General features: G+C 66.6%; 24 protein-coding genes and 1 tRNA gene. 16 read left to right on the top strand and 9 right to left on the bottom strand.

The window, feature by feature from the left end; translation table 11 throughout:
* Positions 1-16 precede the first annotated feature (16 nt).
* The 3 genes from MX659_RS04895 (at position 17) to MX659_RS04905 (ending at position 3,803) form a co-directional block, all read left to right on the top strand.
* A complete protein-coding gene (locus MX659_RS04895; RefSeq protein ID WP_267192333.1) occupies positions 17-1,936 on the top strand; it encodes a transketolase in 1,920 nt (639 codons plus the stop codon).
* Between the two features lie 68 nt (positions 1,937-2,004).
* Entirely contained in the window at positions 2,005-2,697 is a 693-nt protein-coding gene (locus MX659_RS04900; RefSeq protein ID WP_267192334.1) for a response regulator transcription factor, read from the top strand.
* 5 nt (positions 2,698-2,702) lie between these two features.
* Positions 2,703-3,803 (top strand): sensor histidine kinase, encoded by a 1,101-nt coding sequence (locus MX659_RS04905; RefSeq protein ID WP_267192512.1) that lies wholly within the window; start codon positions 2,703-2,705, stop codon positions 3,801-3,803.
* On the opposite strand, the gene MX659_RS04910 is transcribed toward MX659_RS04905, so the two are convergent.
* The 4 genes from MX659_RS04910 to MX659_RS04925 all read right to left on the bottom strand — a co-directional run bounded on the left by MX659_RS04910 (position 3,794) and on the right by MX659_RS04925 (position 8,035).
* On the bottom strand, positions 3,794-4,381 hold the full coding sequence (locus tag MX659_RS04910) for a HyaD/HybD family hydrogenase maturation endopeptidase (protein ID WP_267192335.1): 588 nt from the start codon (positions 4,379-4,381) through the stop codon (positions 3,794-3,796). The genes MX659_RS04905 and MX659_RS04910 overlap by 10 nt on opposite strands.
* Positions 4,382-4,483: 102 nt before the next feature.
* Positions 4,484-5,128: a cytochrome b/b6 domain-containing protein gene (locus tag MX659_RS04915; protein WP_267192336.1), complete on the bottom strand. Its 645-nt coding sequence runs from the start codon at positions 5,126-5,128 to the stop codon at positions 4,484-4,486.
* An 82-nt stretch (positions 5,129-5,210) separates the two neighbouring features.
* Positions 5,211-6,803: a nickel-dependent hydrogenase large subunit gene (locus tag MX659_RS04920; protein ID WP_267192337.1), complete on the bottom strand. Its 1,593-nt coding sequence runs from the start codon at positions 6,801-6,803 to the stop codon at positions 5,211-5,213.
* Positions 6,803-8,035, bottom strand: coding sequence for a hydrogenase small subunit (locus MX659_RS04925; RefSeq protein ID WP_267192338.1), 1,233 nt, complete (start codon positions 8,033-8,035; stop codon positions 6,803-6,805). Before MX659_RS04925 ends, MX659_RS04920 begins: the two co-directional genes overlap by 1 nt.
* Before the next feature lie 567 nt (positions 8,036-8,602).
* Here MX659_RS04925 and MX659_RS04930 point away from each other — a divergent pair.
* Positions 8,603-8,860 (top strand): DUF2249 domain-containing protein, encoded by a 258-nt coding sequence (locus MX659_RS04930; protein WP_267192339.1) that lies wholly within the window; start codon positions 8,603-8,605, stop codon positions 8,858-8,860.
* Here the strand turns inward: MX659_RS04930 and MX659_RS04935 are convergent.
* Entirely contained in the window at positions 8,841-9,554 is a 714-nt protein-coding gene (locus tag MX659_RS04935; protein ID WP_267192340.1) for an HAD family hydrolase, read from the bottom strand. The genes MX659_RS04930 and MX659_RS04935 overlap by 20 nt on opposite strands.
* A 148-nt stretch (positions 9,555-9,702) precedes the next feature.
* Here MX659_RS04935 and MX659_RS04940 point away from each other — a divergent pair, with 148 nt between their 5' ends.
* From MX659_RS04940 to MX659_RS04950, 3 genes are all read left to right on the top strand, one after another.
* The gene (locus MX659_RS04940; RefSeq protein ID WP_267192341.1) at positions 9,703-12,771 is read left to right on the top strand and encodes an FAD-binding and (Fe-S)-binding domain-containing protein; all 3,069 of its coding nucleotides are present in this window, start codon (positions 9,703-9,705) and stop codon (positions 12,769-12,771) included.
* A gap of 110 nt (positions 12,772-12,881) precedes the next feature.
* Positions 12,882-13,583, top strand: a complete 702-nt coding sequence (locus MX659_RS04945; RefSeq protein ID WP_267192342.1) for a Crp/Fnr family transcriptional regulator — start codon at positions 12,882-12,884, stop codon at positions 13,581-13,583.
* A 63-nt stretch (positions 13,584-13,646) separates the two neighbouring features.
* A complete protein-coding gene (locus MX659_RS04950) occupies positions 13,647-13,874 on the top strand; it encodes a cytochrome b5 domain-containing protein (RefSeq protein ID WP_267192343.1) in 228 nt (75 codons plus the stop codon).
* Here the strand turns inward: MX659_RS04950 and rlmD are convergent.
* Positions 13,871-15,199, bottom strand: coding sequence for a 23S rRNA (uracil(1939)-C(5))-methyltransferase RlmD (gene rlmD / locus MX659_RS04955; RefSeq protein WP_267192513.1), 1,329 nt, complete (start codon positions 15,197-15,199; stop codon positions 13,871-13,873). The two genes, MX659_RS04950 and rlmD, sit on opposite strands and share 4 nt — an antisense overlap.
* A 102-nt stretch (positions 15,200-15,301) precedes the next feature.
* On the opposite strand from rlmD, the gene MX659_RS09085 reads away from it, so the two are divergent.
* The 6 genes from MX659_RS09085 (at position 15,302) to MX659_RS04990 (ending at position 20,716) form a co-directional block, all read left to right on the top strand.
* Positions 15,302-16,966, top strand: coding sequence for a PilT/PilU family type 4a pilus ATPase (locus MX659_RS09085; protein WP_323745470.1), 1,665 nt, complete (start codon positions 15,302-15,304; stop codon positions 16,964-16,966).
* Positions 16,967-17,037: 71 nt separating this feature from the next.
* Positions 17,038-17,505, top strand: a complete 468-nt coding sequence (locus tag MX659_RS04970) for an OsmC family protein (protein ID WP_267192344.1) — start codon at positions 17,038-17,040, stop codon at positions 17,503-17,505.
* Positions 17,502-18,230 carry a glycosyltransferase family 2 protein gene (locus MX659_RS04975; protein ID WP_267192345.1) on the top strand — a complete coding sequence of 243 codons (729 nt, stop codon included), beginning with the start codon at positions 17,502-17,504 and terminating at the stop codon, positions 18,228-18,230. Before MX659_RS04970 ends, MX659_RS04975 begins: the two co-directional genes overlap by 4 nt.
* The gene (bshB1, locus tag MX659_RS04980) at positions 18,223-18,906 is read left to right on the top strand and encodes a bacillithiol biosynthesis deacetylase BshB1 (RefSeq protein ID WP_267192346.1); all 684 of its coding nucleotides are present in this window, start codon (positions 18,223-18,225) and stop codon (positions 18,904-18,906) included. Before MX659_RS04975 ends, bshB1 begins: the two co-directional genes overlap by 8 nt.
* Before the next feature lie 3 nt (positions 18,907-18,909).
* Positions 18,910-20,466: a hypothetical protein gene (locus MX659_RS04985; RefSeq protein WP_267192347.1), complete on the top strand. Its 1,557-nt coding sequence runs from the start codon at positions 18,910-18,912 to the stop codon at positions 20,464-20,466.
* Positions 20,467-20,539: 73 nt separating this feature from the next.
* Positions 20,540-20,716, top strand: coding sequence for a ferredoxin family protein (locus MX659_RS04990; protein ID WP_267192348.1), 177 nt, complete (start codon positions 20,540-20,542; stop codon positions 20,714-20,716).
* A 71-nt stretch (positions 20,717-20,787) separates the two neighbouring features.
* Here the strand turns inward: MX659_RS04990 and MX659_RS04995 are convergent, their stop codons facing one another.
* On the bottom strand, positions 20,788-21,456 hold the full coding sequence (locus MX659_RS04995; RefSeq protein WP_267192349.1) for a glycerol-3-phosphate acyltransferase: 669 nt from the start codon (positions 21,454-21,456) through the stop codon (positions 20,788-20,790).
* A 4-nt stretch (positions 21,457-21,460) separates the two neighbouring features.
* The gene (locus MX659_RS05000) at positions 21,461-22,366 is read right to left on the bottom strand and encodes a diacylglycerol/lipid kinase family protein (protein WP_267192350.1); all 906 of its coding nucleotides are present in this window, start codon (positions 22,364-22,366) and stop codon (positions 21,461-21,463) included.
* A 108-nt stretch (positions 22,367-22,474) separates the two neighbouring features.
* On the opposite strand from MX659_RS05000, the gene MX659_RS05005 reads away from it, so the two are divergent.
* Positions 22,475-22,550: transfer RNA gene (locus MX659_RS05005), tRNA-Arg, on the top strand.
* 65 nt (positions 22,551-22,615) lie between these two features.
* Here MX659_RS05005 and fusA read toward each other — a convergent pair.
* Positions 22,616-24,679, bottom strand: a complete 2,064-nt coding sequence (gene fusA / locus MX659_RS05010) for an elongation factor G (protein WP_267192351.1) — start codon at positions 24,677-24,679, stop codon at positions 22,616-22,618.
* Positions 24,680-24,881: 202 nt separating this feature from the next.
* Here fusA and MX659_RS05015 point away from each other — a divergent pair, with 202 nt between their 5' ends.
* Together MX659_RS05015 and MX659_RS05020 are read left to right on the top strand one after the other, a co-directional pair.
* Entirely contained in the window at positions 24,882-25,538 is a 657-nt protein-coding gene (locus MX659_RS05015; RefSeq protein ID WP_323745471.1) for a peptidylprolyl isomerase, read from the top strand.
* A 13-nt stretch (positions 25,539-25,551) separates the two neighbouring features.
* Entirely contained in the window at positions 25,552-26,799 is a 1,248-nt protein-coding gene (locus MX659_RS05020) for a tetratricopeptide repeat protein (protein ID WP_267192352.1), read from the top strand.
* The last annotated feature ends 19 nt before the right edge of the window (positions 26,800-26,818 follow it).

Genomic DNA, 26,818 nt, shown 5'->3' on the forward strand with positions numbered 1-26,818 from the left:
CCGTGAGGAGGCGCTGATGGTGCCGAGAGGATTCGTGGCTGCAACGCTGGACGAGAAGACCGTCGCTGAGCTTGAAGAGAAGGCGCGCCAGGCGCGCGGGGCGATCCTGACGATGACGACGCTCGCCGCGAGCGGACACCCCGGCGGGTCGATGTCCTCGCTCGAGATGTACCTGGTGTTGTGGAGCTTCGCGAACGTGGATCCCGAGGATCCCTGGCGCTCAGACCGGGACCGCATCGTGGTCAGCCACGGCCACACCTCGCCAGGCGTCTACGCGGTCCTCGGGCAGGCGGGGTTCTTCGACCTTGCGGAGGCCATCGCGCACTTCAGGCAAGCGGGGAGCATCTTCGAAGGCCACGTGGAGCCGTCGGTCCCAGGCGTGGAGTGGGCAACGGGCAACCTCGGCCAAGGACTCTCGGCGGGCGTGGGGTTCGCGCTCGCATCGCGTATGAGCGGCGGCTGCTGCTGGCGCACCTTCGTCGCGATGAGCGACGGAGAGCAGCACAAGGGGCAGGTCGCCGAGGCGCGCCGGCTGGCGGCCAAGGAGGGGCTCACCGACCTCACCGTCGTCGTGGACCTCAACGGCATCCAGATATCCGGGAAGACGAGCGACGTGATGCCTGTGGACGTCGCGAGGGACTTCGCCGCCGATGGGTGGGGCGTGATCGAGGTGGACGGTCACGACGTGAGAGCGCTGTACGATGCCATCGCGTCCGCCGTCGCCGACACGCACCGTCCCGTTGCGGTGATAGCGCACACCGTCATCGGCAAGGGCGTGTCGTTCATGGAGGGGAAGGCCGAGTACCACGGTCGCGCGCTCACGCTGGACGAGTACGAGCGCGCGATGGGCGAGCTTGGGCTCGAACCCGTGCTCGACCGCTACGCGCCCGCCCGAAGCGCCAGGCCGCGGACGGTGGACGGTCGTCGCACTCCGCAGCCGCCTGCGATCGCCACGAAGCCCGCGCGTCCGGCGGACGACTTCGCGAGCACCGATTGCCGCTCGGCGTGGGGCAGAGCGCTTGCGGACATCGCCGAGCAGAACCCTGGCGTCGCCATCGCCGTCCTCGACTGCGATTTGGCGTCGTCGGTGAAGACCGACGCCTTCGCGCGCGTGCGCCCCGAGGGGTTCGTGCAGTGCGGGGTAGGGGAGCACAACGCGGCCACCGTGGCCGGCGCGCTTTCGGTGAGCGACGTGCTGACGTTCTGGAGCGATTTCGGCGTGTTCGGCATCGACGAGGCGTACAACCAGCAGCGGCTCAACGACATCAACGCGACGAACGTGCGCCTGGTGCTCACGCACTGCGGGCTCGATGTCGGTGAAGACGGCAAGACGCACCAGTGCCTCGACTACGTAGGCGCGTTCCGCAATCTGTTCGGCTGGCGTGTGGTGGTGCCGGCGGACCCCATCCAGACGTACAAGGCGGTCGTCGCCCTCGCAGACGCTCCAGGGAACGTCGCCTTCGCGATGGGGCGCTCGAAGCTTCCTCCGCTCGCGGATCGCGACGGGAAGCCGTGGTTCGCAAGCGGGTATGAGTTCGCCTACGGGGGGATCGATTGGGTGCGGGACGGCGCTGACGGCGTGGTGCTCGTCATGGGCACGCCCAGCGGCGGAGCGGTGGAGGCCGCCGATCGGCTCGCCGCCTCTGGCGCCTCGGTCGCCGTCGGCGTGGTGTCGGCTCCCCTCGACCTCCCGGACTCCCTTTCCGAGCGCATCGGAGCGGCGCCGTTCGTGCTCTGCGTGGAAGACCACCACTGGCGCACGGGCCTGTGGGCGAGCGTCGTCGAGCACGCGGCCCAGCATGGCATTCGCACCCGTTTCGTCCCGCTGGGCGTGACAGGCTACCAAGGGTCCGGTCATGCGCGCGACCTGTACCGCGTCGCAGGACTGGATGCCGACGGCATCGAGCGGAGGTTGCGCGAGCTGCTCAGCGCATGAGACTGACACGCGAGGTTCACGAACGCTTCACGAGTCGCGGGCACACTGGCGCCATGGAAGGAGAAGAGATGCGGCGGACCGTCCTGGTGGTCGACGACAACGAGAAGATCGTCGAGGTGCTGGCGGCATACCTGGAAGCCTCAGGCTACGAGGTCGTCACCGCGCACGACGGCGAGGCCGCTATCGAGGCGGTCCGAGCGCGCAGGCCGGACATAGCGCTGCTCGACATCATGCTCCCCGGCATCGACGGGATCGAGCTGACACGCCGTTTCCAGCGGGACTACGACCTGCCGGTGATCCTCGTGACGGCCAAGACCGAAGAGATCGACCGGCTGATCGGGCTCGAGGTCGGCGCCGATGACTACGTGTCCAAGCCGTTCAGCCCCCGCGAGGTCGTCGCTCGCGTCAAGGCGGTCCTCAGGCGGGTGGACCGTGCCAGCGAGAGCGCTGCAGGAGGAATGCTCGTCGTAGGCGACCTCACCATCGACACCGACAGGCGTGAGGTGACGGTCGCTGGCACGAAGGTCGACCTCACGCGCACGGAGTTCGAGATCCTTGCGACGATGGCTGCGCACCCGGGCCGCGTGTACAGCCGGTTGCAGCTCCTGGAGGCGGTGTCGGGCGACGCGTTCGAGGGCTACGAACGGACGATCGACGCGCACGTGAAGAACATCCGCAAGAAGATCGGAGATGATCCCAAGGAACCGCGGTACATACGCACGGTCTTTGGGGTCGGCTACAAGGTGGAGGCGCCGTCGTGAAGCGGATGCGCCTTACCTGGGAGGTATTCCTCGCGATCGTCGCTGTCGCGCTTACCTCGGTGCTCGTTGCCGGCTTCATCGCGCGTCGAGCGCTCTCGAACGCATTCGCTGCATACTTGAGCGCGCTCGGCATGCACATGGGTCCAGGAGTCGGGTTCGGCCGCATGGTGCTCGGCGCCGCCGAGCGATCGTTCCTCGCCGGTGTCGACCGCGGCATCCTGATCTCGGCAGCGGTGGCCGCGGCGATCGCGGCGGTCGCGGCGATCGTGCTGGCGGGGTACCTCGTGCGCCCGCTTCGGCAGCTCACCTCGGGCGTGGAGGCCATTGCGAGCGGAAACCTCTCGCATCGGGTCGACGTCAGCGGTCCGGCCGAGATCGAAGAGCTCGCCACCGCGTTCAACGGGATGGCCGAGTCGCTGGAGCGGAGCGAGACGCTCAGGCGTCGCATGGTGAGCGACGTCGCACACGAGCTCAGGAACCCGATCGCTGCGTTGCGCGCTCAGGCGGAAGCTGTCGCGGAAGGCGTCATGCCGCTCGACGACGCTCGGATGCGCTCGATGGTCGAAGACCTGGAGCAGCTCTCCCGGCTGGTGCACGAGCTGCAAGAGCTCGCCGTGGCCGAGGCCGGCGCGCTCCGCTATGACATGAGCCGCACGGACCTGTGCAGTGTCGCTTCTCGCGAGGTCGAGCGCGCACGCGTGCTCGCACACCAAGGCGTCGATGTCGAGCTTGCGTGCGCAGGCGGCGAGCTTGAGGTGTACGCCGACGAGTTCCGCATCGCACAGGCCGTGCGGAACCTTCTTGGCAACGCGCTTCGTCACACTGCCAAGGGGAAGGTCGTCGTCACCGTGGAACGCATCGACGGGTGGGTGCGTCTCACGGTGTCAGACACTGGGTCGGGCATACCGGAGAAAGACCTCCCGTACATCTTCGAGCGATTCTACCGCGCTGACGAGGCGCGGGCCGCAGCGACTGGCGGAGCCGGGCTCGGCCTCGCCATCGTCAAGCGCATCGTCGAGGACCACGGCGGGCAGGTGTTCGCGTCGAGCGTCGAAGGCCGGGGCAGCGCGATCGGGTTCGTGCTGCCGGTGCTCGCTTACGAGTAGTCGGCCGACGATCCGGTGGCCTGCAGGCGCTCGCGCATCTGAGAAAGCGCGCGACCGACCGCAGCGGTGAGCGCTGGGTCCGCACCGTCGGCAGTCTCGTGCTCGACGCCGCGCTCCTCGAGCAACATGAGCACGGCGGCGACTGCGCGCGGGACCGCCGTCTCGACGTACGGCGTCAAACCGATCGAGAACTCCTCAGGAGCGATGTCCTCGACCTGGACCCCGATGCACTCCACCTCAGGTTCGATGCCGACGAGCCGCGCCGCGTTCAGCACATCGACGAGCCGCACGTCGTGAAGCGAGTGGAGGACCTGGTTGGGAGCGAAGTGCTCAGGCTTCAGGCGAAGCACGGTGCCAGGGGGGCGCCCCGTGCCCTCGACCGCGTCGACGACGATGACGTGATCGGCGTCGCGCAACAGGTGCATCATCGCGAACCCGAGGGTGCCGGCGTCCACGATCCGGACGTGCGGCGGCAGCCGATACGCGCTGGCGAGCACGTCGACGACGCGCGGACCGACACCTTCGTCGCGCATCAAGGCATTGCCGACGCCCAAGACGAGAATCCGCTGGACAGGCACTCCTCGCTCCTAACGTGTGATGCCATCACCGTCTCTTCGGATGATAGCGGAACGGGCCCCGGTTTCCCGAGGCCCGCCCGTTGCTTCGCTGAGCGTCGTGCCCTAGTGCTTGCCCTCGGGCACGGTCTCCTTCCACAGGAAGATGAGCTTGCTCGGGGCGAAGTTGTAGATGTTCGCGAGGTACGCGTGCACCATCGTGAACAGGATGAACACCCACATCCCCAGGTAGTGGATGATGCGCATGTTCATCGGGCCGCCCACCAGGTCGAGCCCGGCCTTGAAGAAGCCGAGGTCCATGCTCGGTCCGTAGATCGCGAAGCCCGTGTACGCCTGCAGGTAGGTGAGGGGGATGGTGGCCAGGTACGCAATCTTCTGGAGCGACCCGTACTTGGCGGAGATCACGCCCTCCTTGCGCAGGAACAGGTAGTACTTCACGGTCTCGAAGAACTGGTGGCGGTTCTTCTCCTGCGGCAGCCAGTTCTTGATGTCGAGGTCGACCTCGCGCGAGTCCAGGTCCTGGGCCGTCTTGACGAAGAAGGCCGCGACGATCCGGAACGTGAGGTTGATGATGACCACGTACATCGCGACGAAGTGCATGCCGCGGGCCACTCCCATGAACCCGTCGAAGAACGGGTAGTGGATGTAGAAGCCCGAGAACGCCAGCATCACCATGCAGATCAGGTTGATCCAGTGGGTGATCACGAAGATGAGCGGATGCGCCTCACGGTAGTGCGGGTGCCCTGCCATCTCACATCACCCCCATCGGCGACGTCGAGAGCGTTACGTCCTTGCCGGTCACGGTGTCCACCACGTGGACAGCGCATCCGATTCAAGGGTCGAAGCTGTGCGCGACGCGCATGACCTCGAGCGGCCGCTCGGAATCGACGACCGGCGTGCCGATGAGCGCCTGCTCCATCGGGCCAGGAACGCCCTTGCTGTCGCGCGGGGCGATGTCCCAGGTGGTCGGTGCGACGACCTGGTAGTTGGCGATCTTACCGCCCTCGACGGTCATCCAGTGACCGACCGAACCACGCGGTGCCTCCCACAGGCCAGCGCCCTGTCCTGAGTCGGCCCGCTCGGTGACGAAGAAGGAGCTGTCGCCGCCCTTGAGCGCCTCGATGAGCTCGAGGACCCAAGCGATCGACCAGTCGGCGACGACCTTCGCCTCGAGGTTGCGCGCGGCGACGCGACCGAGCAGCGACACCAGCACGGTGGGCTGAAGCTGAGCGCCTGCGGCCTTCGAAAGCTTGGCCAGGGTATCGTCGATGATCGACTTCACCTCGGGACGGCCATTGACGTACGCGACCAGCATGCGCGAAAGCGGGCCGACCTCAGCCGGCACGCCCTTGCAGCGCGCGGCCTTGCCCCACGAGTACTTGCCCTGCGTGGAGTACGGCTCGAACTTCGGGACGGTCTGGCCGTCTTTCGGGTTGAGTCCGGACGGTACGTCGTACCAGGAGTGGTCGACGTCTTCCGTCACGTCGTCGGGACCGACTTCTTGCGCCGTGAGGCCTTTCGAAACCTCCACGAAGCCGCGAGGCAGGTACCGGTTGTACGGATCCAAATCCTCGGCCTCGAAGACGCCCCACGACAGGAAGTTGCCGCAGCCACCGCCGAACGACGCCGCATCCAGGATGTACGGCGCTATCGCGAGAGTGTCAGGGATGAGCGCTGTATCGATGAACTCCTTGACGCGGGTGAAGCGGAACAGGACGTCGTCCAGCTTCTGCTCGGTCGGGACGAACGCGGTGCCGCCGGGGATGGAGGTCATCTGGTGTGGGAACTTGCCGCCCATGATGCCGATGATCTCCGCGGCGACGGCCTGGAGCTCCAGAGCCTCGAGGTAGTGGGCCGTCGCGATGAGGTCGAGCTCCGGCGGAAGGACGTAGCCCGGATGCTTCTCGGCACCGACGCCGAACCAGCCCTCATGACCGGTGAAGATCGAGAGCTGGCCGTTCTCGACGAAGGCCTTGAGGCGAGCGGCGACAGCGCCGAAATCCGCGATGCGGGTGCCGGCGGCCTGCGCGAGCGCGTAGGTGTCGGCGATGTCCGCATTGAGCGCGTTCACCGGGTTGACGTAGTCGAGTGCAGCCAGCGTGTAGAACCACAGGATGTGGCTGTGCAGGTACTGGGCGGCCTCGATGAGGTTCCGGATGATGCGCGCGTTGTTCGGGATCTTGATGCCGAGCGCGTCTTCGCACGACTGTGCGGAGGCGTGGCTGTGCGAGATCGGGCACACGCCGCAGATGCGCTGGGAGACCCAGAACGCGTCTTCAGGAGCGCGGTTGACAAGGACTTTCTCCATGCCACGCCACAGCGTGCCGGAGACCCACGCGTCCGAGACCTTGCCGTTGGTCACTTCGACCTCGACACGCAGGTGACCCTCGATTCGGGTCACGGGATCGACAACGACGCGAGCCACTACTTATCGCCTCCCTTCTTCGCGAGACGCTTGCGGTCGTACGCTTTCATCTCCTCCATGGGAGGCCCGTCGCCGATGCGGCCGGCTGCCTTCATGCCGATGCCGTGCAGCACCAGGCCGGCGGCTGCGACAGCACCCACGGCAGCGCCGATGGTTCCCGGCTGCACGAAGGTGTCGCCGATGCGCATGTCGGACATGCGCTTGAGGAACGGCGAGTTGTTGTCCACCCAGTTCAGGCCGCCGCAGCCGATGCAGGGGGCGCCGGACTCGACGCACCAGCTCGCACGACGGTTCCAGCGGGTGACGGGGCACTGCGTGAAGGTCTGGGGGCCTTTGCAGCCGACCTTGTACAGGCAGTAGCCCATCGCCTCTTCCTTGCTGCCGAGCTCGGTGACGAACTCGCCGTTCTCGAAGTGGCCACGGCGTGGGCAGTTGTCGTGGATGGTCTGGCCGTAGATCGCCTTCGGCATGAGAAGCGTGACCTTCTCGCCGGTGACAGGATCGTTGTACGGAACCTCGACCATCGGGGTGACCTGCAGGAACTTCGCGGGATCGCGGTCGGCGACCAGCAGGAGCTGGACGACCATCGCGACGACCCACTCGGGGTTGACCGGGCAGGTCGGCATGCTGACGACCGGTGTCTTGATGCCCTTCTTCTGCAGCCATGCGGCCACACCGGTGGCTTCAGAAGCATTCGGATAGCCAGCGATCCAACCGCCGTCGACCGCGCACGAGCCGATCGCCAACACGGCGGCAGCGTTCGCGGCGGCCTCCTCGAGGATCTCGATGCCCTTCTTGGCGCCCTCGTTCTCAGGTCCGCCGCCGACGAACAGCGTGTTGCCGTCCTGGCCGGTCATCACCGAACCCTCGTAGACGAGGATGTAGCCGCCTTCTTCGGCGCGCTTCGTGATGTTCTTCTCAGCCCACGAACCTGCTGCGGCCATGATCGTCTCGAAGTACTCGAACGACAGGTAGTCGAGGACGATCGTGGCGACATCGGGCGTGTCGACCTGCGCGATGGACTCGGTGCAGCCGGTGCACGAACCACCGTTGAGCCACAGGGCCGGCATCAGCTTCGGCGCCCCTTCGAGGGCAGCTGCGATCTGTGGGGCCATCGTCTCAGACAGCCCAAGCATCGCGGCCACTGAGCCGCAATACTTGAGGAAGTCGCGACGGGTCACGCCACGGACCGCGAGCAGGTCGTGCAATGCACCGTGCGCCTCTTGCGCCATGCCATACACCTCCTTGGTGTCATCTCGAAACGACATGCGAGCTTCAGTACACGTCGATCGTGCGGGGCTTCAGCCCCTGGTGCGCACCTTCCCTCCTTCCATGCTCACAAAGAACCTGCCGTTGCACACGGACGAACGCCGATAACCGGCATGTGGCGCGCCGGAGCAGGCGTCGTTCCCGAGGAGAAAAACGTCGCACGGCGGAGATTCGGCGAGCGACGGCGGCAGACCTGCCGCAGGGCGCGACCTCAATACGCGGGGAGAGGATGAGCCGAGCCAGCGGACGAAGGCCGCGCGGGCTCGGCAGAAGAGCGCGTGGCTCGCCGATCCCTCTTCGCCGGTCTGGCACCCCCTGGATGCCATGCTGTCGCATGTGCTGGCATGCTACGAGTGTAACAAGACGGCGACGATTTGTGCAGAAGGGAATATGGATTCTGCCAGGGCCGCATGGTGCTCCTGCGCACTGCTGGTGCAGGATATGCGTTGCGAGCGTGTAATCTCACGCTAGACGGCATCGCAGGTCCGCCGACGCAGCATGAGTCGGCAGGGCAGGCAAGGAGGCGCTTCGTGCGCGCTGCACCGACAGGTCTCGTGCTTGACATCCGAGGGCTGACACCGGCCATGCGCCGGCCGATCGTCTTCGCCGTCGTCGACAAGATGCTCGAGCTGGACTGCATGGACAGCATCGTCGTCATCTGCGACCACGACCCATCGGGTCTTGGCTACCAGCTGGATCTTCGTCGCGAGTCACGAGGCAAGTTCGAGTTCGACTGCGACCAGCGTCTCGACGGCGCGTGGGTCGCGCTCATCCGGCGGAAGATCTGACGAGGGCAGGAAGCAGCGACACCAGGTCCTCGAGCGAGCCGCTGGCATCGGTCCACAGTCCTCCCTCCGCTGTTCCGACGAAGAACGTCTTCATGCCGACGTCGGCGGCAGGCATGTCGAGGTAGCGGTCATCTCCGACCATGAGGCACTCGGGAGGCTCGAGTCCGGCAAGCCTCGCCGCTTCCCGGAAGTACGACGGATGAGGCTTGCATGCGGTCATGTTCTCGAACGACGTGACGCCAGCGAATGGCAAGTCGTCGAGCTCGGCCCACGCGAGCCGAGCCTGGACCGCTGTGCGTGGGAAGATCGGGTTCGTTGCGATGATCACGGCAAGGCCGAGGTCGAGAGCGGTCTCGACTGCCCGGCGGGCTCCGGGCCGTGGCCCTGCCGAGTCCTTGAGGAGCGGGAAGACCTCCGCGTAGAACCGTTCGTAGATGGGCCACGCCTTGTCCAGAGACATGCCGATGCTGCGCAGAAGCTCGTCAGCGAACACGTCGCGGTTCGTCCGGCCGGGGTGGACGTCCATCATCGCGCGCGTGCCGCGTGCGACGGCCTCCCGAAAGACAGCAGGGGTCACATCAGGCGGCAAGACGGGGATAGATGACTCTGTCAGCGCGCTGAAGTACTGGTCCAGGAACGCGGAAAGGTCGATGTCGAGCAGGGTCCCGTCGAGGTCGAACAGCACACCGCGCATAGAAGCCCTTCGATCGCAGAGAGCCGGTCGGGAAGAATCATACCAAAGCCGTTGACGGCACATACCCAAAGGGGTATGCTGGCGAAGGTTAAGGATACCCGCACCCGTATGAACCACGATGACACACGGAAGGAAGGAAGCGACAGGCATGTCAGCGATCCCTGAACAGTTCGAACGGGCGCTCCGGGAGATCTTCGGGCCCCGCATGAGCACCGACCGTGTGGAGCGCAAGCTCTACTCTGCCGACATCGGGTCGATGCCCAAGCTCGTCAAGCCGCTCATGCCGACCGGCGTGGCCGGCGCCGTCGTCAGGCCGAAGAGCGAGGAGCAGGTCGTCGCTGTCGTGCGCCTCGCGCGAGAGCACGGCGTGCCGATCGTCCCGCGAGGCATGTCCACCTCAGGATACGGCGGCGTGCTGCCTGTGCCAGGGGCCGTGGTCGTCGACATGTCCGGTATGAGCAGAGTCCTCGAAGTCGATGAGGAAGCGAAGACGGTCCGCATCGAGGCCGGAATCATCTGGGAGCAGCTGCAAAGAGAGCTTGCGAAGCGCGGGCTCGACCTCGTGATGTACCCCTCGTCGCTCCCGTCCTCGACGGCGGCAGGATGGCTTGCGCAAGGCGGCGCGGGCTTCGGTTCGTTCGAGCGTGGCTGGTTCAAGGACAACGTGATCTCGGCCCGCGTGGTGTGGCCCGACGGTTCTGTGAGCGAGGTGTCCGGCGAGAAGCTGCAGACGCTCGTCGCTGATGCCGAGGGCATCACCGGCATCATCACCGAGCTCACGATCCCGGTGCGCGACCTCGAGCCGGAGGTGCACCGGTTGATCGCGTTCCCGGACGCGGGGTCGCTCGCTGCGGCGCTCAAGGACATCTCTGTGCAGCGCCTGCCCATCTGGTCGATCACCTTCATCAACCCCGAGTCGGTCCGCATGAAGAAGCGGCTGCCGCATCGGCATGGCCACCCCTACGAGATGGCGCACCTCGGATTCGAGCCGGAACTACCCGAGGCGTACATCGCTGTCATCGCGTACCCGGAGTCCCGGCGCGGCGCCGTCGACGCCGCGTTGGAGGCGATCGCCCGGGCGCACGGCGGCACTGAGCTCGACGCAGAGACGGCAGAGCACGAGTGGGAGCAGCGGTTCGCTCCGATGCGGCTGAAGCGCATCGGCCCGTCCATCGTCCCGACCGAGGTCGTGGTGCCGCTCGGCGAGCTGCCACAGGTCCTCTCCGAGATCGACCGCGCCCTGAAGCAGCCGTTCGTGCTCGAAGGCATGGTGTCGAAGGGCGACAAGGTCGTCCTGCTCGGCTTCATCCCGCACGACGAGCGGTCGCTCGCGTTCAACCTCGCCTTCGCGCTCGCGCTCGTCGTCATCAAGATCGCGAAGAAGCACGGCGGCGGTGCGTACTCCACCGGCGTGTTCTTCCGCCAGGAAGCCAGAAGCGTGCTCGGCGAACAGAAGCTTCAAGCGCTCGCTTCGTTCAAGCGCGAGAACGACCCCAAGGGCGTGCTGAACCCCAAGAAGATCCTGGGCACGGGCGCGGTGAACGCGCTGATGAAGTTCGCGCTTGCCTTCGAGCCCATCGTCCGACCGATCGCGAACGCCGCTCGCCCGCCGAAGGGCGACCCTGTCGGTACGAAGGAGCGGCGGGGCGTTCCGGCAGACGTCGCGTACTACGCGTATTCCTGTGCGCAGTGCGGCTACTGCGTCCCGACGTGCGAGGAGTACTCGGTGCGAGGGTGGATGAGCCACTCGCCGCGCGGCAAGTACCTTTACCTGCGCGAAGTCATCGAGGGCCGTGAGAAGTTCGACCAGGCGATGGTCGACAAGTTCCTCGTGTGCACGACCTGCGAGGTCTGCAACACGCGCTGCCAGCTCCAGCTGCCCGTGGAGCACTCGTGGATGGAGATGCGAGGCAAGCTCATCCACGACGAAGGCCGCATGACCTTCCCGCCGTTCGAGATGATGGCGGCCGCGCTGCGCGGCCAGTTGAACATCTGGGCCGGCAAGCGCGAGAAGCGCGCAGACTGGGTGCCTGAGCACATCAGGCCAAAGATCAAGGACAAGGCGGACGTCCTCTACTTCGCTGGATGCACGGCAAGCTACGTGAACACCGACGTCGCCAAGGCGACCGTCGAGCTCCTCGACCGCTCGGGCGTGGAGTTCACCTACATGGGGACGGACGAAGCGTGCTGCGGCATCCCGATGAAGGTCGCTGGCAAGTGGGACGTGTTCGAGGAGATCTACGAGCACAACGTCGCCGAGGCCCGGAAGCGGGGGGCCAAGACGATCGTCACCTCGTGTCCTGCGTGCGGTCTCGTGTGGAAGGAGTTCTACGCGAACCTCGCGGCGGAACGCGGGGAGACCTATGAGTTCGAGGTCAAGCACTACTCCGAGCTCGTGGCAGAGGCCATCAAAGAGGGGACGATCGAGTTCGATCGCCCCATCGAGAAGCGGCTGACGTTCCACGATTCGTGCCACATGGGCCGTGCGCAAGGCGTGTACGACCCGCCGCGCGAGATGCTCAAGGCCATCCCGGGCGTCGAGTTCGTGGAGATGGAGCACAACCGCGAGGAAGGGCTGTGCTGCGGCTCGGTGCTCACGCTCATCGGCGAGACGCCGGTCGCGCCCGAGCTCGGCAAGATGCGCCTCGACGAGGCCATCGACGTCGGAGCCGACGCGGTGGTCGCCCTGTGCCCGTGCTGCCAGGTCCAGCTCCGCGACTCGTCGGAGAAGAAGGAGCTCGGCATGCCGGTGGTCGACCTCGCCCACGTGGCGGCCGAAGCGCTCGGCATCGAGATCCCTGACCCGACGGCGTACTCCATGGAGATGTGGGGCTACTTCGAGAAGTTCATCTACCTCATGAAGCCCGAGGTCGTGGCAGACATCATGGTCGCGATCCTTCCCGACATGATGAAGGCGATGCCTGCAGGCATGGTCCCGATGATGAAGGTCATGCGTTCGGTTCCCGGCGGGCTCGGCCTCATGGGCGCGATGATGCCGAAGATGATGCCTGCGATGGTCCCATCGATGATGCCGAAGGTCATGCCTGCGCTGCTTGACGAGGTCTCGCGTCGCGTCGGCCCGCTCCCACAGGACATGAACGACCTGATGCCCGACCTGCTGCCGAAGACGTTCGATGCGCTGCTGCCCAACCTGCTGCCGCTGGTGATCCCGCACCTCATGCCGGGGATGCTCGACTACATCAAGGACGAGCTCTAGCGCCTCGTTCGATCGCTGCGAAGAGCGCCGGACTGTGACATCCGGCGCTCTTCGTGTTTCACTAGTGTGTGCGACGAGTCTGCACGCACGTACGAGAGAGGTGGGCAGAGGTGCCGGAGGACATCACGCTGGCGCGGATCCGGGCGTTCCCTGTGTTCGCTGGGTTGTCGGACCACGATCTCGAACGGCTCTGCCGGCTGCTCACCTACCGGCGCTATTCCAAGGGCGCCCACATCATCTCGCAAGACCAACCGGGCACGGCGATGTATCTGCTTACGACGGGACGCGTGAAGGTGGCCATCGCGTCGAGCCAAGGCAAAGAGCTCGTGTTGGACTACCTGGAAGCGCCTGCGCACTTCGGTGAGATGAGCATCGTGGATGCCGAACCGCGTTCCGCTGACGTCGTCGCCATGACAGACGTCGAGGTGCTCATGCTCGATGGGAGGGACTTGGCCGAGGCGGTGCAGATCCAGCCGAAACTGGCTGTGAGCCTCATCGGAACTCTGTCGCGGCGCGTACGGGGGCTCATCGGTCGGCTTGAGGACATCGTGTTCCACGACGCGTACCATCGCGTGATGCGCGTGCTGCTGAACATCGCGACGGCGTCGTACGAGTCGGTCGGCGTGCCGGTTATCGAAGGGTTCACCCACGCGGAGATAGCGTCGCTGGCCGGCACGTCCCGTGAGACCGCGAGCAGAGCGATCTCGATGCTTGCGCGCGAGGGTCTCGTCCGGACGAAAGGGCGCAAGATCGTCGTCGACCTCATCGGCCTCAAGGAGCGTCTCGATTCCGAGCCAGACGAGCTCGACTGACGCGCAGGCGTCAGGGCCGTTCGGGAATGAACACGCTGTCAGCACTCGGACGAGGAGGCGCGCATGAAGGAGTTCACGCTGGAGGAGCTCAAGTCCTTCGATGGCAAGGACGGCCGGCCCGCGTACGTGGCGTACAAAGGCATCGTGTACGACGTCACCGAGAGCGCCATGTGGTCAGAGGGCGATCACGAGGGGATGCACTTCGCCGGCCAGGACTTGACCGAGGCGCACGAGGATGCGCCGCACGACGAGCACATCCTCGACTTCCCTGAGGTCGGTCGACTGGTCTAGCGGCCAAACACCGCCACGGTCTCCACGTGGTAGGTCTGCGGGAAGAGGTCGACAGGGACCGCGCGCTCGACGGCGTATCCGGCGTCGGCAAGCCGCGCGGCGTCGCGGGCGAGCGTCGCCGGATCGCACGACACGTACACGACGCGCGGAGCCCGCGTCCGTACGACCGCGTCGATGGCCTCAGGCGACAGACCTGCGCGAGGCGGGTCGATGATCACGAGGTCCGCGTCGCCGGCCTCAGCGAGCGCGTGCGCGGCGTCTCCAGGCACGATGTCTGCCGTCAGCCGCGCGCGCTCGAGGTTCCGTCGCAGGTCTTGCAGCGCGTACGATGAGGACTCGATCGCCGTCGTGCTCGCCACGCGTGCCAGGGGCAGCGTGAAGGTGCCGACGCCCGCGTAAGCATCGACGACGTGCGCAGGGGCGCTCTGGCGAACGATGTCTGCGACGAGCGCGCGCAGCCGTTCGGCGGCGCCGGAGTTCACCTGGAAGAAGGACGGCGCCGAGACGACGTAGCGATCCGAGCCCAGGGTCTCCGTCCAGAAGCCCGGTCCTGACAGCACCTCGACCTTCCGCACGACACGCGCGGAGGCAGGGCCCCGGACGATCGTTCTGGTGATGGTACGCGCGCGCGTCGCGTCCGTAAGCGCCTTGGCCGCGAGGGCGCGAGGGAACGGGCCAGGCGGCGTCCAGACGTCCACTTCCGTCTCGCCGTTCGAGGCCACGCGGAGAGCCACGCGAAGCACCGGCGTCTCCGTGCGCCCAGCGATGAAGCGCAGGGCGCCAGCGGCAGCGCCGGGGAGGGCGGAGCGCGCTTCCGGAAGCAAGGGGCATGCCTTCACGGGCACGACCTCGGAGGTGCCTGTGCGGGCGAACCCGAGCGTGAGCGCAGACCCGGCACGTCCCGGGAGGAGCTCGACTTTGTTCCGGTAGCCGATCTCGCGGGGAGAGGGGACCGTCGGCTCGACCGTCACGCGCACGCGGCCGATGCGGGCGAAAGCATCTTCGACGGCCTGGCGCTTCCAGGCGATCTGGGCGGGATATGAGACGTGCTGCCACTGGCAGCCGCCGCAGGCGCCGAAGTACGGGCACGCCGGGACCACTCGGTCCTGAGAAGGCTCGACGACTTCGAGGAGGCGGGCCTTGAGGTACGTCGGGTGGTCCTCCGCCACCTCGGCCTCGACCACGTCGCCCGGGCACGTGCCAGGAACGAAGACCGTGCGTCCGTCCGGAGCGGTGGCCACGCCGTCGCCGCCGTATGCTAGTCTCTGGATTGCAACGCGCACGTGCGCTCCTCTCGTGGTCGGACCATGATACCGCGTGCGGATAGTAGGATCGCGCCGACGACTGCGGGTTCAGCCGCTGCGCCGGAATGCCGATACTCCGGCACGTGTCCTTGAGTCGGCTTGTCTGGAGGAAAGGGAACCAGAGTGAGCGAGACGATCGTCCTCGTCGTGCACGACGACCCCGCATTCAGCCAACGGTTCGAAACGGCCCTCAGAAGCGTCGTTCCCGACGCTGTCGTCCGTTCGCTTCCGTCTGCGATGCGCGCGCTTGCGGTCGCCAAGCAGCAGCGGCCCGCTGTCATCATCGCTGACGGCGACCTTGCGGGGATGGACGGGTTCACTATGACGCAGGAGCTCAAGGCCGACGATGAGCTCGCTGCGATACCCGTCATCATCGTCTCGAACAACCCGACCGAAGCGACCGCGCTGCGTGCGAGGCAGGTCGGCGCGGCTGCGCATCTACCGTCGAGCGTGGACTCAGCGACGCTCGTGCAGAAGGTGTTCTCGCTCATGGCGAGCGAGACGGGGGCGACAGGCGGGCAAACGGAGACGTCCTCGCAATCGCCCGAAGCGCAAGCGGCTCTCTCAGGACAGGCCGTTGGATACGGGGTCCCGCAGCCGTTGCCGGAGGATTCGCCGTTCGCACGGCCGCAGCCCGACTCAGGCGCGCCGTCGCAGCCGGTCGAGCAGCCTGCTGCAGCGCCGCAGGTCACGGTGGGGCCGACGGCGCCAGGAGCGGATGTTCCGCACGTCGACGACTTGCTGCACCTGATGCTCGACATGGGAGGCTCGGACCTGCACATCACGGTCGGCAGCCCGCCCGGCATCAGGGTGCGCGGCGAGCTCGTTCCTGCTGAGGGATACAAGTCGCTCTCTCCGCGCGACACGCAAGCGATGATACTGACCCTTCTCTCTGAAGAGCAGCGCAAGCGCTTCGAGACCGAGCTCGAGCTCGACTTCGCCTACAGCATCCCCGGAGTCTCACGGTTCCGCGCGAACGTGTTCCAGCAGCGCGGTTCGATGGGCGCCGTGTTTCGAGTCATCCCGCTTACCATCCCGACGCTGGATTCCCTCGGGCTCCCGCGGGTGTGCAAGTTCTTGGCCGAGCGTCCGCGCGGGCTCGTGCTCGTGACCGGCCCGACCGGCTCGGGCAAGTCCACGACGCTGGCCGCCATGATCGACCACATCAACGAGACCAGGCGCGTGCACATCATCACGCTCGAAGACCCGATCGAGTTCGTCCATCGCAACAAGAAGGCGTACGTCAACCAGCGCGAGATCGGCGAGGACACCCACTCGTTCGCGTCGGCGCTCAAACGGGTGCTGCGACAAGACCCGGACGTCATCCTCGTCGGCGAGATGCGCGACCTCGAGACGATCTCTGCTGCGATCACCGCGGCCGAGACGGGTCACCTGGTGCTCGCCACGCTCCACACGACGGGCGGGCCGGCCACCGTCGACCGCATCATCGACGTGTTCCCGCCGCACCAGCAGCAACAGGTGCGCATGCAGCTCTCGGGCACCCTCGAAGGCGTTCTGTCACAGGTGCTGCTGCGCTCAGCCGACGGCAAGACCCGCGTGCTCGCCATGGAGATCATGCTCGGCATCCCCGCGATCAGCAACCTCATCCGCGAGGGCAAGACACACCAGATGACGACCATCATCCAGGGCGGCGCTCAGCTGGGCATGCAGACGCTCGACCAGCACCTGAAGGCGCTCGTGCAGGCGGGCAAGGTCACCTACGAGGAAGCGATGAGCAAGGCGCAAGAGCCGCGGGAGCTCGCGCAGATGCTCGGCCGGAAGATGTGAGCGTGCCGGGTACGCGGGGTATCCTCACGGCATCACGCTCTGCGCCGCACACGTTCCTTTGGAGGTGAACGATGGACACCGTCGTCGTCCGCTGGACTGCGAACCGCCAGTTCGTCGGCTGGGATTCTGAAGGCCACACCGTCGTGATGGACGCCACGCCTGCGTCTTCCGGCGAGGGCGCCGGCATGCGGCCGCTGCAGGTCTTCCTGTGCGGGCTCGCGGGATGCACGGGCATGGACGTCGTCTCGATACTCGAGAAGAAGCGGCAGGACGTCCGGGGCGTCGAGATCGTGGTCGAGGGCACGCAGCGGGAAGACGAGTACCCGAAGATCTACGTCGACGTCCACCTCCACTACCGCGTGACAGGCTATGCGGTGTCGCCCGCTGCCGTGGAGCGCGCGATCGAGCTGTCGGAGCACAAGTACTGCTCCGTTGGCGGGATGCTTGGTCCCCAGGTCACCGTGCGCACGTCGTTCGAGGTCGTCGAAGCGGCACCACCCGGCACGCCGAGCATCGATCGGAGGGGGCAGCGCGCGTGACAGACGCGCTCGTCCTTCCCGTCTACAACGAAGCGAGGACGGTCGAAGCGGTGCTGTCGGCGGTTCGCGAGGTGTTCGATGGCGTCGTGGTCGTCGTCGATGACGGCTCGACGGACGACACGCCGCGGATCGTGAACGCGGTGCCCGGCGTCGTGACGCTCTGTCATGAGGAGAACCGCGGGTACGGCCGTTCGCTTATCGATGGGTTTGAGGCAGCGTTCACGGTCGGCGCCGACCGGATCGTCACGATGGACTGCGACGGGCAGCACGAGCCCGCGCACATACCTGCGTTCTTGGCGGCGCTTGAACGCGCGGACATCGTGTCGGGCAGCCGGTACCTGCCCGAGAGCGGCGCTGTCGGCGCGACGCCGCCGGACAGGATGCGCGTGAACGCTGCCGTCACGAAGGCGATCAACCGCGTCACGCGCTGGGGCATCACCGACGCGTTCTGCGGCTTCAAGGCGTATCGCGCCGCCTCGCTTAGACGGCTTCGGCTGACAGAGGACGGCTACGCGATGCCGATCCAGTTGTGGGCGGAAGCGTGGAAGGCGGGGCTTTCGGTGTGCGAGATCGCGATCGAACGCATCTACTGCGATGCGGACCGGAGCTTCGGAGCCGACCTTGACGATCCCGGGCGGCGTCTTGCGTACTACCTCTCGGTATGGGAGAACGCGCTCAAGGGCACCGTCGGCGGTGGCTCGGGAAAGGAACATACGCATGGCTGAGGTCGTGTGCATCGGGGCGCATCCCGACGACGTCGAAATCGGTATGGGCGCGACGGTCGCGCAGATGGTCCGCGAGGGGGTCAGCGTGGCCATCGTCGACCTGACCGACGGCGAGCCGACCCCCTTCGGGACGCCGGAGCGGCGTGCAACGGAAGCCGCTGAGGCGGCGCAGGCGCTCGGCGTCGAACGCGTGACCCTCGGCCTTCCGAACCGGTCGCTCTCCGACACCCTGGAGGCGCGGCGCGCTCTCGCAGAGGTGCTCCGGGCGCTCAAGCCGCGCATCGTCGTGGGTCCGTATCCGCGCGACGCGCACCCGGATCACGTCGCCGCCTCCGCGCTCGCGATTGCCGGCCGGTTCTACGCGAAGCTGAGCAAGTCCGGGCTTGCCGGCGAGCCGCACTATCCAGCGCGCGTCTACCAGTTCGCCGCCGTGCACAGCGCGCTTGCGCTCACGCCGTCCTTCGTCGTTCCGGTGGACGAGGAGGCCATAGCAGCCAAACGTGCCGCGCTTCTCGCGTACCGGTCGCAGTTCGTCGACAACCCCGCGAACGCCGGGCTCATCGAGCGCGTGGAGCTGCAGACGAGGTACTGGGGATCGCTGGTCGGTGCACCTGGAGGCGAGCCGTTCTTTGCGACAGAGACGCTCGCCGTCCCGTCGCTCACGTCGCTGCTGTAGGCCATGCGACGGACGCACGCCATACCGTGCGGCAACGGCGAGGCGCTCATCGAGCCACCGTTCGACGAGTGGGAAGGGCTTGTGCGGAGAACGGCGGCGGCTGCAGCCGTGTGGGACGTCGAAGTGGGCGGCATGCCGCTGTCGGCGTTGCGGTCCGATGCGCGCGCAGACGCCCTGCGGCTCGCCGGGGAGACGTGTCGCCGGCTCGGCATCGCCTTCGAGGTCCGCGATTCGTCGGCCCCTATCGTGATGACCGGCCATCAGCCTGAGCTGTTCCATCCGGGGGTGTGGTCGAAGCACTTCGCCATCCAGAAGTTCGCCGACCAGCACGAAGCGACTCCGCTCGATCTCGTGGTGGACTCCGACCGCTGCGGCCGCGTCTCGTTGCGCGTGCCCTGCGTACGGGAGCGGGTGCGACGGCACGACGTCGTGCTCGCAGACGGCGGCGATGCCTGCTACGGCTGTGTCCCTGCGCCCAGCCCAGAGGCGATCGAGCGGTTCGCGAACGAGGCCCTCGCGTGCGCGAAGACGCTCCCGGGCGACGGGCCGTACGAACGCGTGCAGCGATTCGTCGGTTGCCTGAACGATGCGGTACCGCGGTCGCGTACGATCGCCGAGGCAGTCGTCGTTGCGCGAAGGTCGTATGAGACACCGGCCGTGAGCCGGTACGGAGAAGTCTTCGTCACCGACCAGGCGGCCGCTTCGAGCTTCCTTCGGTTCGCGGCGCACCTCGTACGCGACGCCCAGCGTTTCACCACGGTGTTCAACGACGAGGTCCGGGCCTATCGTGCGCGCAGGCGCGTGCGCTCGGCCGCGCACCCGTTCCCCGAGCTCTCGGTCGCAGGCGGGATCGCCGAAGTCCCCCTCTGGGTGCTCGTGGGCGGCGTGAGGCGGCGCGTGGCGTTCGAGCAGGCCACGGGGAGCATCCACGTCGAGGACCATGGCGTCATCGAAGCAGGCGTGGACGACGTCAGCGTGGTCCGTGCGCTAGAAGCGTCGGGTCTGCGGATTCTTCCGCGAGCAGTGGCCCTCACGATGTTCGAGCGCTTGTGCGTGGCAGACCTCTTCGTCCACGGCGTGGGCGGCAGCAGGTACGAGTTCATCACCGACCGCGTCATCGAGCGTTGGTTGGGCGTCGCTGCTCCACCGTACGCCGTCGTCTCGCTCACGATGCGCTTGCCAGTCGGTTCTGCCTCGGCCATCGACGAGCGCATCGCTGAGCTCAGGCGCACGCTGCACGTGGCCAAGCACAACCCGGACAAGCTCCTTGACATGGCGCTGGCCGATCCTGGAGAGCGTGCGAGGGCGGATGCGTACGTCCAGGAGAAGCGGGATCTCATCGCTCGGGCATCCGAGCCAGGCGCAGACAAGCGTGCCGTGGGCCAGGCGATCCGCGCGGTGAATGCTCGCCTTGAAGCAGCGATCCGCCCATTCGTGGCCGCCGTCGAGGAGAAGATCCAACGTCTTGAGTGTGAGCGCGGCGCGCACGAGGCGCTCTCGGACCGGGAGTGCTCCTTCCCGCTGTTCGACCCGCTCGACGTCATGGACGCCGTGGGCTAGCGTCGGAGCGCGGGCGGTGTATCATGTGCGTACCGTCTCGGCGGTAGTGTCGGTATGGAGAAAGGATCGTGACATGGGCAAGCCTGTCGTCAATCCGGACCTGTGCACGGCGTGCGGCATCTGCGTGGACGAGTGCCCGACGAGCGCCCTCGACCTCGAGGACACCGCTGTGCTCGCTCGGCCGGACGACTGCACGGAGTGCGGCACCTGCGAGTCCGTGTGTCCGAACGAAGCGATCAAGCTCTCGTAGCAGCGGATCAGGCAGGAGTCGCGAGGCCGTCGGCAACCGCGCCGGCGGCCTCGCTGCTTCAATGCGGCAGTTCAGCCGCGAGGGCCGCCGGAATCGTCGATGTACATGCGCGGCTCCTCGCCGCGGGCAAGGCCGCCAAGCCGGCGGGCATGCGCGATGACGACGACGGCGGACAGGACGACGGCGAAAAGGACATCGGGCGAGCGCAGGAGGACGGCCGATGCTGGAAGCGCGACGGCAGCGGCGACCTGGCCCACGAGCATGATGCGCGTGATGGCGAGCGCAGCCAGTCCGACGGCAAGCACGATGGCGAAATACCGCGGGTCGTACGCGAAGAGCGCACCCGCTCCCGTGGCCAGCCCCTTGCCGGTTCTGCGCAGGCGGCGGTCCTTCAGCGCGAGCCACAGCGAGTAGTTGTGGCCGAGGACGGCTCCGATCACGGCGGCCTGCGCGAGCATGGCCTCCGCTCCGGCGGTGCTTGCGGGCACCAGGGGCGGGACGCCGCCGAGCACGGTCTTCACAAGGAGCGTCGGGACGAGGCCTTTGGACGCGTCGGCGATGACGGCGAGCGCGAACCAGCTCCACGAACCGGTCGTGCGGCGCACGTTCATCGCCCCGACGTTGCCGCTTCCGTGAGAAGTGATGTCCTCGCCCGTCGCGGCGCGCACGATCAGGTAGGCCCACGGAATGGAGCCGATCAAGACGGACGCCGCGAGAACGGCTGCCGCACCTGTTGCCATGGCCTTACGCCTGCCGTGGAACGACGCACGAGATGGCCTGGGGGAGCAAGGAGATCTCGTAGCGGCTTTCCAGCAGGACCTCGCCATCGATCTGTGCCGGCACGGGGCAATCTGCTTCGATGATCGCAGACCGGTGCCGGGACATGTGGACGGGGCGCATGCGGGTGTGCTTGCCCAAGACGACGAACGGCAGACGTGCGAGCGCGTTCGGTAGCGAGAGGGGATCGATCGCGCAGACTTCGAACAGGCCGTCGTCGGGGACGGCACCAGGCGTGATGCGGAAGCCGCCGCCGTAGGTCGAGCCGATGGTGAGGGCGAGTATCAGGGTGTCGAGGTCGTGCGGGTCGTCGTCATCGAAGCGCACGCGGGCCGAGAATCCGGACAGGTCGTTGAAAAGCACGTGCAGCAGCGCTGTGAGGTAGAGCCACAAGCCGTCGCGTCGCTTCGTCACCTTGTATTCGATCGCCTTGGCGGTGACCTTGGCGTCAAGGCCAGCGGCGAAGCTGTTGTTGAAGAAGAGACCGTTGCACACGCCGACATCGAACGAGCGGACCTCGCCGGAGGCCAACGTGAGGACGGCCTGCGCGAGATCTTCAGGGACGCCGTACGTGCGGCGCGTGTCATTCCCCGACCCGGTGGGCAGGATGCCGAGGACCGGGCGCTGATCGGTGGGAAGCGACATCAGGCCGTTCAGCACTTCATGGACCGTGCCGTCACCGCCGACGGCCACGACGAGATCGTGCCCCTCGCTTGCAGCCGCAAGTTCGCGGGCGTGCCCAGGCGCCTCGGTGAGCACCGTGGTGTGCGGCAACACGCCTTCAAGGAGCTGCTCGATCACGGGAACGACGGCCTGGGTCTCTCCATGCCGTGCGGCAGGGTTGACGATGAGAAGCGCGTTACGGGGGGTCATAGTGTCTCCATGCGGTCGGGTGCTCGGCAGGAGCATAGCGTGCGGAAGCGGCTTGGAAAAGGCGCGTTCCTGTGGTACTGTTCACCGGCGGTCGCCAGGCGGCCGAACGCCCTCTTAGCTCAGGGGATAGAGCGTCTGCCTCCGGAGCAGAAGGCCGCAGGTTCGAATCCTGCAGAGGGCGCCACACGAAACGACGAGGGCCCGGTCTTCCGGGCCCTCGCTTCTCTCGTATCGACGGCAGGCGCGCTGCTAGTGCGATTCTGCGCGCTGCTTCTGGTACTGCTCGATGATCTTCTTCGCCAGATCGCCCGGAACCTGCTCGTACGAATCGATGCTGATCGTGTAGCTGCCCGTTCCGCTCGTGAGCGATCGGAGCTGCGGCGAGTAGTGCACGACCTCGGCGTAGGGGACCTGGGCCTTGATGACCTGCACGCCCGGTTCCGGGGAGTCCATCCCGAGCACGCGTCCGCGCTTCGCGCTGATGTCGCCCATCACGGCACCTGCGTACTGCTCAGGCACTTCGATGGTCAGCGTCGCGATCGGTTCCAGAAGCGCCATGTCCGCCTTCTCCGCAGCAGCGCGAAACCCGATCCGGGCAGCGGTCTTGAAGGCGATCTCGGAGGAGTCCACCGGGTGGTAGGAGCCATCGTAGACGGCCACCTTCACGTCGACGACGGGATAGCCTGCGATCACGCCTTGCGCCATCGCCTCCTGCACGCCCTTGTCGACCGCTGGGATGAACTGACGGGGGATCTTGCCGCCGACGATCTCGTCGATGAACTCGTAGCCGCCGCCAGGGTTGGGCTCCAGCCGCAGCCAACAGTCGCCGAACTGGCCGGCGCCGCCGGTCTGCTTCTTGTGGCGGCCTTGCGCAGATGCCGTCTTCCGGATGGTCTCGCGGTACGGGATGCGCAGGTCCTCGAGCTCGGCCTCGACGTGGAACCGGTCGCGAAGCCGCGAGAGCAAGACGTCGATGGCGACGTCTCCCATCGCCGAGATCACGGTCTGGTGGGTCTCCTCGTCGCGGTGCAGCCGCAAAGACGGGTCCTCGTCGACGATCGTCTTGAGCGCGGTGCCGAGCTTGTCCTCATCGGCCTTCGTCTTGGCGACGATGGCGACGGGGTAGAGTGGTTCGGGGAGCGGAAGCGGCGTGAACGCGATGTCTCCGGTCTGCGAGAGCGTGTCGTTCGTGAGCGTGTCGGCAAGCTTCGTGAGTACGGCGATATCTCCGGCAGGGGCGCCGTCGATGTCGACGATCTCCTTGCCGGTCATCTTGAACACGTGTGCGATGCGCTCTTTCTTGCCCGTACGGGAGTTGACGAGCTCGGTGTTCGGAGCGAGCGTGCCGGAGACGACTTTGACGAGGTTGATGCGCCCGATGTAGGGGTCCGAAAGCGTCTTGAAGACGTGCGCAGCAGTCGGGCCGTCGACGGAAAACGGCACGTCGCGGCCGTCGACGGTCTTCATCGGTCCGTGCGCGGTCGGCTTGGGGAAGAACGAGACGATCTCGTCCATGAGGTCCTCGATGCCCTGCAGCTTGAGCGCCGATCCGACAAAGACCGGAATGAAGATGCCTTGGGCGATGGCCTTGCCGAGCAGGTCCTCGAGCTCTTGTTGCGTCAGGCGCTCGCCTTCGAGGTACTTCTCCATCAGCGCGTCGTCGGCTTCGGCGACGAGCTCGCAGAGGTTGTCGCGCGCGGCCTCGGCGGCGTCGGCGAGCTCGGCCGGGATGTCGAAGACGTCTTCCTTCTCGCCCTCGTGGTGGTACGCCCGCATGCGGATGATGTCGACGACGCCACGGAACGCCGCTTCTGCGCCGATCGGAAGCTGCACGGCACCAACGCGGTGGCCGAACGAGGCGGTGAGCGTGGACATCACGTTGTCGAAGTCCGCGTGCTCCTTGTCCATGCGGTTGACGAAGACTGCCCGCGCGATGCCCATCTCGCCGGCGATCTTCCACAGCTTGCGGGTCTGGACCTGGGGTCCGGAGACGGCGTCGACGACGAAGAGCGCCATTTCGGCGGCCTCCATGCCGGCGATCGCGTCACCGATGAAGTCGGCGTATCCAGGGGTGTCGATGATGTTGATCTTGACACCGTCGTGCTCGACCGGGGCAAGCGCGAGGTTGATGGTCATCTTGCGCTTGACTTCTTCCGCGTCGTAGTCGAGGGTGGAGTGCCCGTCGTCGACGCTGCCGAGGCGCTTGGTCTGTCCGGCCATGAAGAGCATCGCCTCGGCGAGGGACGTCTTCCCTGCGCCTCCATGGCCGACCAAGACGACGTTGCGGACCTTGTCAGTGCTTGGCGCTCCCACGAGCATCGCCTCCTTGTTGACCAGGCCGGTCTTCCGGCTGTCCGCTCGATAGCAGCCGCGCTCCCCGTGAGCGGCTGCACGAAACGAAACGATAGCACACGCGCGCACGCGGGCGGTCGCTGAGCGCAGGCGGGTTATGCTGCATCGCGAGGATTGCTAGAATCAGCGGAGCGTGAAGCGCTGTCTGGTAAGAAGGGACGTGATGGAGGCACGCAGCATCCCGTACGCTGTGGCTGCAGCGGCAGCTCTGGCGCTCGCGATGTCGCTCTGGGCCGTTCATGGGTGCACGAGCGGGCGCGACACGCCGGACGAAGCGCATTCGAATGGCCGCACGTCTTCCGAAGAGGCATCTGTCGCCGTGTTCGAAGGGGAGGTCCCGGTGCACACATCAGCAGTCGATGTGCAAGGAGACGAAGTCGCGGTGATCCAGACGGCGAAAGGCGAGATCCACATCCGGTTCTTCCCTGAGGACGCACCGAATCACGTGGCCAGCTTCATCGAGCTCGCGGAAAGCGGCTTCTACGACGGGACGACGTTCCACCGTGTCGAACCCGGTTTCGTGGTGCAAGGCGGGGATCCGTACTCGAAGACAGGCGAGGGTCCCGTGGGTACCGGTGGCCCAGGCTGGCGGCTCAAGGCCGAGTTCAATCGCCGGCCGCACCTGGAGGGCACCGTTGCGATGGCGCGAGCCCAGGATCCTGACAGTGCGGGCTCCCAGTTCTACATCTGCCTCGCGCCTGCACCGTTCCTCGATGGCAAGTACACCGTCTTCGGCGAGGTCGTCGAAGGGATGGACGTGGTCAAGCAGCTGCAACCGGGTGACGTGATGTCGTCGATCCGCATCGAGCACCGACCCTGACGGAGGGACGCTTGTGGACGAGACTGCGCTTCACGCTGCAGACGAGGCGTACAAGGCCGGGGACTGGCGTACCGCGGCGCGCGAGTACCTCCTCGCTGCCGGCGCAGGAGGGCCGGGGACGGGCGTGGCTTTCGCGAAGGCGGGCAACGCGCTTGTGAAGCTTGGAAGGCACGCCGATGCCGTCATGGCCTACCAGCGCGCCCTGGACGACCCTGGGCTGGCGAGCAGATCCGCCGTCCTATGCAATCTCGGGGCCGCCCAGGCGGCCGCCGACGAGCACGACGCAGCGCTGGTATCGTTCCGTGCGGTCCTCGAAGATGCTTCGTATCCGAAGCGCTACAAGGCGCTGCAGGGAGCGGCCGGGTCGCTGGCCGCCCTCTCGCGCTTCGAGGAAGCGTGCGAGATGTACCGGGCGGCGGCCTTGGACGCGTCGAACCCAGACCCTGGCAAGTCGCTGAACAGCCTCGGCGTGTGCTACCTCTCCCAAGGACGCTACGACGAGGCCGTCGAGGCCTTCAGGGCCGCGCTCGGGGTCGATGGCTACGCTGGCAAGGGGAAGGCGGCGGCGAACCTCGGTCTTGCGCTGTGCGGCCTTGGGCGCTCGCCGGAGGCGATCGAGGCGTTCGAACGCGCCACGGGCGAGTTCGGGCACGCGCTCAACGACGAGGCGCTCGCCGCGTACGAGGCATGCAAGCGCGCGGTCGCTCAGCCCAAGCGCGAGACCGTGGAGGGCTGGCGTACCGGCGAGATGCCGCCTGTCTTCGCGGACGACGATGAGGACCTCTCGTTCTTCACTCGCACCGAGGAAGAGATGAAGCAGGCCGACCGCGAGGCGCGCCGTGCCGAGCGTGCAGCACGCCGTCAACAGCAGGGGCTTCTTGTGCGAGTCGGCTCTGTTGTCGCCGTCGCTGCCGTCGTGGTGGGGCTTCTCGGATTCCTGTGGGCGAGCGGTATCGGCTTCCCCACGCAGCAGATGACCGTGAAAGGTCTGCTCGAGGCGCACAGGGCCGGGAAGCCGGTGGACGGGTACTGGGTGGCGGTGCCTGCGGTGGACGTGGAGAAGGAGATGAGCGCCCTGCCGCCGCGCTTCACCTCGTACAAGATCGGGTCCGTCGATCGGTCGGCGAAGACCTCGACGGTGGAAGTCACCGTCGTGCTGGAGCAGGGCGCGCCGCTCGCGTACAAGGTCTCGCTTGCGCGGGAAGGCGTGGGGTGGAAGGTGAGCGGAATCGCGAACGATTGGCGCTCGACTGGCGACTGAGCGGGCGAGCGGTATCTGG

The sequence above is a fragment of the Parvivirga hydrogeniphila genome (assembly GCF_023371205.1).
In the GTDB taxonomy this organism is placed as follows: Bacteria; Actinomycetota; Coriobacteriia; order Anaerosomatales; family Anaerosomataceae; genus Parvivirga; species Parvivirga hydrogeniphila.